Origin of the sequence: Bowdeniella massiliensis (assembly GCF_023634005.1) — a bacterium.
In the GTDB taxonomy this organism is placed as follows: Bacteria; Actinomycetota; Actinomycetes; order Actinomycetales; family Actinomycetaceae; genus Bowdeniella; species Bowdeniella massiliensis.
Genome location: NZ_JALIQR010000026.1, coordinates 1 through 5677, shown reverse-complemented (window position 1 = coordinate 5677; position 5677 = coordinate 1). Strand labels below are relative to the sequence as shown.

The 5677-nt window shown below is 62.3% G+C and carries 5 protein-coding genes and 1 pseudogene; 2 read left to right on the top strand and 4 right to left on the bottom strand.

Annotated features, from left to right (window positions below; genetic code table 11):
- Nucleotides 1-120: 120 nt before the first annotated feature.
- Both MUN85_RS12455 and MUN85_RS12450 read left to right on the top strand, forming a co-directional pair.
- Nucleotides 121-420 (top strand): annotated as a pseudogene (locus tag MUN85_RS12455) (integrase core domain-containing protein); the annotation flags it as partial.
- Nucleotides 417-1232: a DNA-processing protein DprA gene (locus MUN85_RS12450; protein WP_250506992.1), complete on the top strand. Its 816-nt coding sequence runs from the start codon at nucleotides 417-419 to the stop codon at nucleotides 1230-1232. The pseudogene MUN85_RS12455 and the gene MUN85_RS12450, both read left to right, overlap by 4 nt.
- Before the next feature lie 45 nt (nucleotides 1233-1277).
- Here the strand turns inward: MUN85_RS12450 and MUN85_RS12445 are convergent, their stop codons facing one another.
- The 4 genes from MUN85_RS12445 to MUN85_RS12430 form a co-directional block, all read right to left on the bottom strand.
- Nucleotides 1278-3839 carry a S8 family peptidase gene (locus tag MUN85_RS12445; RefSeq protein ID WP_250506991.1) on the bottom strand — a complete coding sequence of 854 codons (2562 nt, stop codon included), beginning with the start codon at nucleotides 3837-3839 and terminating at the stop codon, nucleotides 1278-1280.
- Between the two features lie 5 nt (nucleotides 3840-3844).
- Complete coding sequence (locus tag MUN85_RS12440; RefSeq protein WP_250506990.1) at nucleotides 3845-4843, bottom strand: AAA family ATPase; 999 nt, start codon at nucleotides 4841-4843, stop codon at nucleotides 3845-3847.
- Between the two features lie 197 nt (nucleotides 4844-5040).
- A complete protein-coding gene (locus MUN85_RS12435; RefSeq protein WP_250506989.1) occupies nucleotides 5041-5394 on the bottom strand; it encodes a hypothetical protein in 354 nt (117 codons plus the stop codon).
- A gap of 11 nt (nucleotides 5395-5405) precedes the next feature.
- A partial coding sequence (locus MUN85_RS12430) for a hypothetical protein (protein WP_250506988.1) occupies nucleotides 5406-5677 on the bottom strand: 272 nt, incomplete at its 5' end.

Below are 5677 nucleotides of genomic sequence, written 5' to 3'. Positions count from 1 at the left end.
AGATGGAGGCCCTCAGATGTGTGAAACGGTATCTCGCACGAGAAATGTTTTACACTCTGAAAGCTCGCACCGCGGTCATCAACCAGACGCAGATTGCTGCTTGACACTTAGAAGGGCGTCCGCGGAGGTCAATTTCGAAGCAGGAGCTTCCAACACGCGCTCAAACGTTCGGGTTTGCGGGGCTCGATGGGGCGAGTGGGCGCGTGTGGAGATAACGCGGCGATGGAATCGTTCTTCAGTCTGTTGCAGAAGAACGTGCTCGATCGAAAGTCGTGGGGCACCCGTGAGGAGCTCAGGCTCGCGATTGTGCACTGGATCGAGGCGCGGTATCACCGCAAACGTCGGCAGCGTCGGCTGGGGAAGCTGACACCGGTCGAGTTCGAGAGCATAATGATGGATGCCGTCGCTTTGGCGGCATGAACCCCGGACTCAAGCAAACCTTCAGCAGACCCCAGCGCATCGTCGAAGCCCAGCGCATGGGTATCGGAGTGTTGATCCCTGGCGACCAAGATTGGCCGTCCGCGCTCGACGATCTTGGTGATGGGCGACCATACGTCCTGTGGACTCGTGGCGCTTCCTCGTTCCTGGCGCGACCGCTCCGCGAGTTTGTCACGATCACCGGCGCCAGGGCCGCGACGTCCTACGGCGAGCACGTGGCCGGAGAACTGGCTTCCGACCTCGCCAACGCTGAGCGGGTCGTGGTTGCGGGCGGTGCGTACGGCATCGAAGGAGCTGCCCATCGAGCGGCCCTGGCATCCGGTGGCGACACGATCGCGGTCATGGCGAACGGCGTTGATCGCCCCTACCCGATGGGTCACCGCGAGCTACTTGAGCGAGTGGCGGACCTCGGCCTCATGGTCAGCGAGGTTCCACCCGGTGCCGTGCCTACGCGCCACCGCTTCCTCGCTCGGGCGCGGCTGATGGCCGCTCTATCGGCCGCAACAGTGGTCGTCGAGGCCGGAGCACGCTCCGGTTCTCTGGCCGTCGCGCAACGCGCTCATGAGCTTGGTCGCATCGTGGGTGCCGTTCCAGGACCAATCACGAGCGCAACGAGCGTCGGCTCAAATCATCTGCTCGCTGAAAGGCTTGCGCGAGTCATTTCCCATGCGGATGACGTGGTCCGACGCAGCGAGAAGGCGGAAACGAAGTCACTCAGTCCTGGGACGAGCGCGCATTCGCTACATCAACGTCGCGACCTACCCTTGGACCGCGAGGCTCGACGCGATCTCTAGGTTGGCAGGATCACCACGGTGCTCGCGCACCTTGGCTGGACCTGGCTAGACCTCAATTACTGCGGCCACCTGCTGATAGACCGGTGTCCACAAATCAACTTCGACCTCGGGAGCCTCGATGCTGACAACGAGTGAGTAGTTGACGCCGTTATCGCTCTGATCCATCTTTGGCCGGTTCTTCCACCACCCCGCGACTGGGTACACGACGACAGCTTCCTTGGCGGCGAGGTCGGCGGCTGATCCCGTCCAGATGTCGGTGTGGAGGGAACCAGACGACGTCTGCTGGTCACGTCCGAACAGCCAGCCAGTCTCGGTGTTGAGAGCCAGCGGCTTCTCGCCTTCCTCGCGGGCCTGCTTGTTGACACGTTGGCGGAACGCGTCGAGGTTGTCCTCGGGTCGCTTCATGGCGAAACGCAACCCATGAGAGGGGTAGACGTATCGCCCGGTCCACCCACGACTCGATGGGTTCGGCTCCACAAAGTACGAGAGTGTGACACGCAGCTGGACTTCGGTCTCGCCAAGTGCTGACAACGCGTCGATAGGCCACGGCAGGCGGTGCAAGTTCATTTCACGGGATTTGCCGCTGCTGGAGTTACCGTCGCGTTCGTAAGGGTGGATCACAGCCTCATCCACCAGCGTCAATGCGTTGATGGCGCTGCGCGTGGCGCGTTCCAGACTGGGCACTCCCATGCCATAGCGGCGCAGCAGCTTGACTGCGGCCCCCTTCGTGGTGGTCGCGTCGATGCGTGTCCGCATCGCACTGGTCCACTCTGCGGAGTGGACGATCAAGGCACGGATCGTTTCCGGTCTCAAGTGAGGGTACGCCGCACGAATGTCGGCTGCGACGGCCGCTACGTGGGCCGTTGCCGCTGAGGTATCTCGGGTGGTCGTGAAGTAGCCCTCACCTGGATGTTGCAGGCGAGTGGTGAGGATCGCGAGGTTCTCCGGAGTATCTACATCGGTGCCGTCTGGGGTACGAGCGAGGTTTCCGCCAGGTGCGACGACGTCGGGTTTGAACGGCCAACGCTTCTGGTCGAAGGACACCGAAGTGCGGCTGGTCGGTGAGAGTTCACCACGGGCGGCGATTGGCACGTACCCCGCGAAGACATCTGGGGCGTGGTCCATTGCGTCATGTTGGGCGTAGGCTCCGACGACGAGCGCATTCCACGCTTGCGCAGGGTCTTCGACGCCCTCCGCGTCGCTGCGGTCGAGGTGATCGTCTTCGGCCCGCACATCACGGATGTTTCCAGCTGAGACCACGAAGAGTCGGGGCGTTGGTTCTTCGTCTCGGTTCAGGTAGGTGAACTTGGGAACGCTATCGTCGATAGCCCGACCGTAGGTCAGGGCATCGATCGTGGCTGACCACGCGGTTGGACGCCCTGCTTCCTGCATTGGACGGTCCTCGACGCGGTGTCCCGGGTTCGGTGCAGCTGCTGGCGCGGTGATAGCCAACATGAACACCCGAGAACGATCCTGCGCGGAAATCTCTGGCTGATCCACCGCTCGTGCGGTCACCGCCCCGTACACGTCAGGATCGTTGCTGCCCGTGTCAGGGAGCAACTTAACGGATTCGAGCCTGTGCCCAAGACGAACGCCGTGCTGCGAGCTGATGGCCGCCTGTAAGTCTCGGTAGAGCGCGAGGCCCGCCATCTCGGTGCCATGCCCATGGATCGCCACATCTTTGCGCCAGCTCGGCTCAACCGCGTGCAGGTCATCGGCTGCAAGCGAATCTTCCAACAGCGGATGCCCGGCTTGAACGCCTCGATCAAGGATGCACACCACAGGCGCGTCAGCTCCTGCGTGCTCAACTCGCGATTGCAGCTCACTCACCCAGTCACGCTGTTCAAATGCGGACAGACTCGGAAGGAAAGAGGCTACTTCGTGAGGACGGCGCAACTCAGCGATGTCATCAATGCTCCGGAAGGTCATGGCGAGTTGCTCGCTGGTGGCGCGGATGAGTACGACCGTTCGGTCACCGAATCCGAGGTAGTGATCGCTCACCGGGAGGCTGTGCTGCCGGGCGTACTCTGTCAGCCGCTCGTACTCTCTACCGTCGCCAGCTCTGAGCCATAGCTCCCACCACCGAGACTGGGTTGGGTCGGTTGGGTACTCGTCGGCAGGGTCTGTCCACAACTCCCGGATCGTTGCACGGCGAATAGACGCAATTCCTTCGATGAGGGTCGCATTGTTTGGCTTACCCTCCACTACTTCAGCAGTCTCCACGTACTGCTCAAGCTTCTTGAGAAAGAACTCCTTCTGCCCATCCGGGATAAAGACCGTCGCGTTTACTACCTCACCAGCGTGCGTCATCTCCGCTTGGACCGCAACAAGCTCTGGCTGTGAACCGGGCCGGCGCGATTCCAAACTCTCAAACATCAAGTCGAGGCCGGGAAACGAAGTGAAGGTGAGGTAGGTCCCGGTGGTCTCCGGCTCATCTGTTGGGGGTTCCCAAGCAGCCTCGAACTCCTCGGTTAGGCGTTTCCCATGCTCGCTGCGGCTGCCGCTAAAACCACCGCCCCGACTTGGTACCGGCGTCGAAATGGGCGTGAACGACTCAGACGCGGGCGGCGTCGGCACAAAGATGTGCGGGCGGTCTCGTTCAGCCATCTCCGTTAGGTTGCCCTGTCCGTCCGACGGTGGGAACGAGGACGTTCTTCTAGCGCGATGACGACATCATCGGTTCGCACCCGGGTGCGATCGCTGAGGATGGTTCGCTTGGCGGCATTCTCGGCGGCAGTGGCTATCTCGGCATGACTCAGGCCGCGGGCCGCCGGAATGATGCGTGTCCAACTCAAGCTGTAGATCTGAAAAGACGCCAGTCGATTCTTGATGACCGACTCCACCGCAGCATCGTCGGGTAGCGCGAAGTCCATCACCGTATCGAATCGACGGAACAGCGCGTTGTCCAACAAGCTGGGGTGGTTCGTCGCTGCAATGATGACGCTGTCTGACGTGTCCTCTTCGAGGAACTGAAGGAACGAGTTGAGCACTCGACGAATCTCACCAACATCATTCTGTGCGGCACGGTCGCCGCCGAGTGCGTCAACTTCATCGAAGAGGTAGACCCCTCGCGTCTGCGCCAGTGCGTCGAACACAAGACGGAGTTTCGCGGCTGTCTCACCCATGAATTTCGTCAACACCGTGTCCAGCCTGATCGAGAACAGCGGAAGTCCGAGTTCCCCGGCGATCACACGCGCGGTGGAGGTCTTTCCGGTGCCAGGCGGCCCTGTGAGCAGGAGGCGCCGAGCGGGGGTCAGGCCATGTCGGGCAAGCGCGTCACGCTGCCGCTGCTCTAGCAACACATGCGTCAGTCGTTCTTGGAGTCTGTCCGTCAACACGAGGTCACTCAGCCTGGCCTCGGGGTACGAGACATTCAGCAACGCCCCCAGTTCGCCCTTTGGCTGAGGGAACGGAACGACCGCGGCGATACGCGCCCGCTGACCTGATCGCTCACGGAGGTCGTTTACGAGATCGCGAAGCTCCTGAGCGAATTTCGACTGCCCGGCACGGGCAGCTTTGGCCGCGACCTGCATGGCAACGGCGTAGAACTGCGGGTCATCACCGTCAGCGTGGCTCTTCACGAGCGCCTTGACCTGATCGTTGGTCGCCATCAGGAGACCTCCTCTCAGTCGCACGCCTCCAAAGCCGGGTGTTGATGCTCCAAGCCTACCGGTAGCAGCCTCTCGGGGCAGGGAGCACCTGCCGCTAGAGATCAAGGTCATGCCGGATGATCCCGTCCAACATGAGTGGTCCGTCCAATCAGACTGAACGACAACATCCTCCGCTGATCGCAGGACCATCGGAGGAGTCACAGCAGGCGACCGAGTGACCCTTGCTCGACCGGGCGACGCCCGCCACCTGCCGCGTGAGCACGGGCGACCTCGTCTGCCTGTATGACTGCGGCTCGTGCTCGGGCCGCATCGATCTTCTGGGCAGTCGATTCGGGTCGGGCGCCGAGGGGTGCGTCGTCGGTGATGCGGTAGCGGTCTCGGTAGGCGGCGACTACGCGGGCGGCCTTGCGCCAAATCGCCGCTCGTCGTCGGTCGTTCGGCTGCGCTCCAAGGGCCCTCGTCCACGGCACGCTCTCGGTCAGTGCGCCGTCGAGTACGGCGTCGGCGCGTGCTTCGATCAGTGCTTCTCGCTCGTCGAGTGCTGCACGCATCTCGGCGTCCGCTACGCGATTCGCTTGTGGGATGAGGCCGGCGATGAGTTGCGGCGGTGTCCGGGTTCGTCCTGATCCTGCCGGTCGTGCGGTCGCTGGTTCGACACGGTAATGGAGGACGGCAGCGATGTCGTCGGCGTCGCCGAACCCTCGCGCGGGACTGTCAGATAAACGGTGTGTGGGTCCGGCCTGATCCGAAAGGAGATGGCCGTGACTGACACGACCGATGCCGTCATCGCTAATGACGAGATGATTGATCCCGTGACCGGAGAGATCATCAATC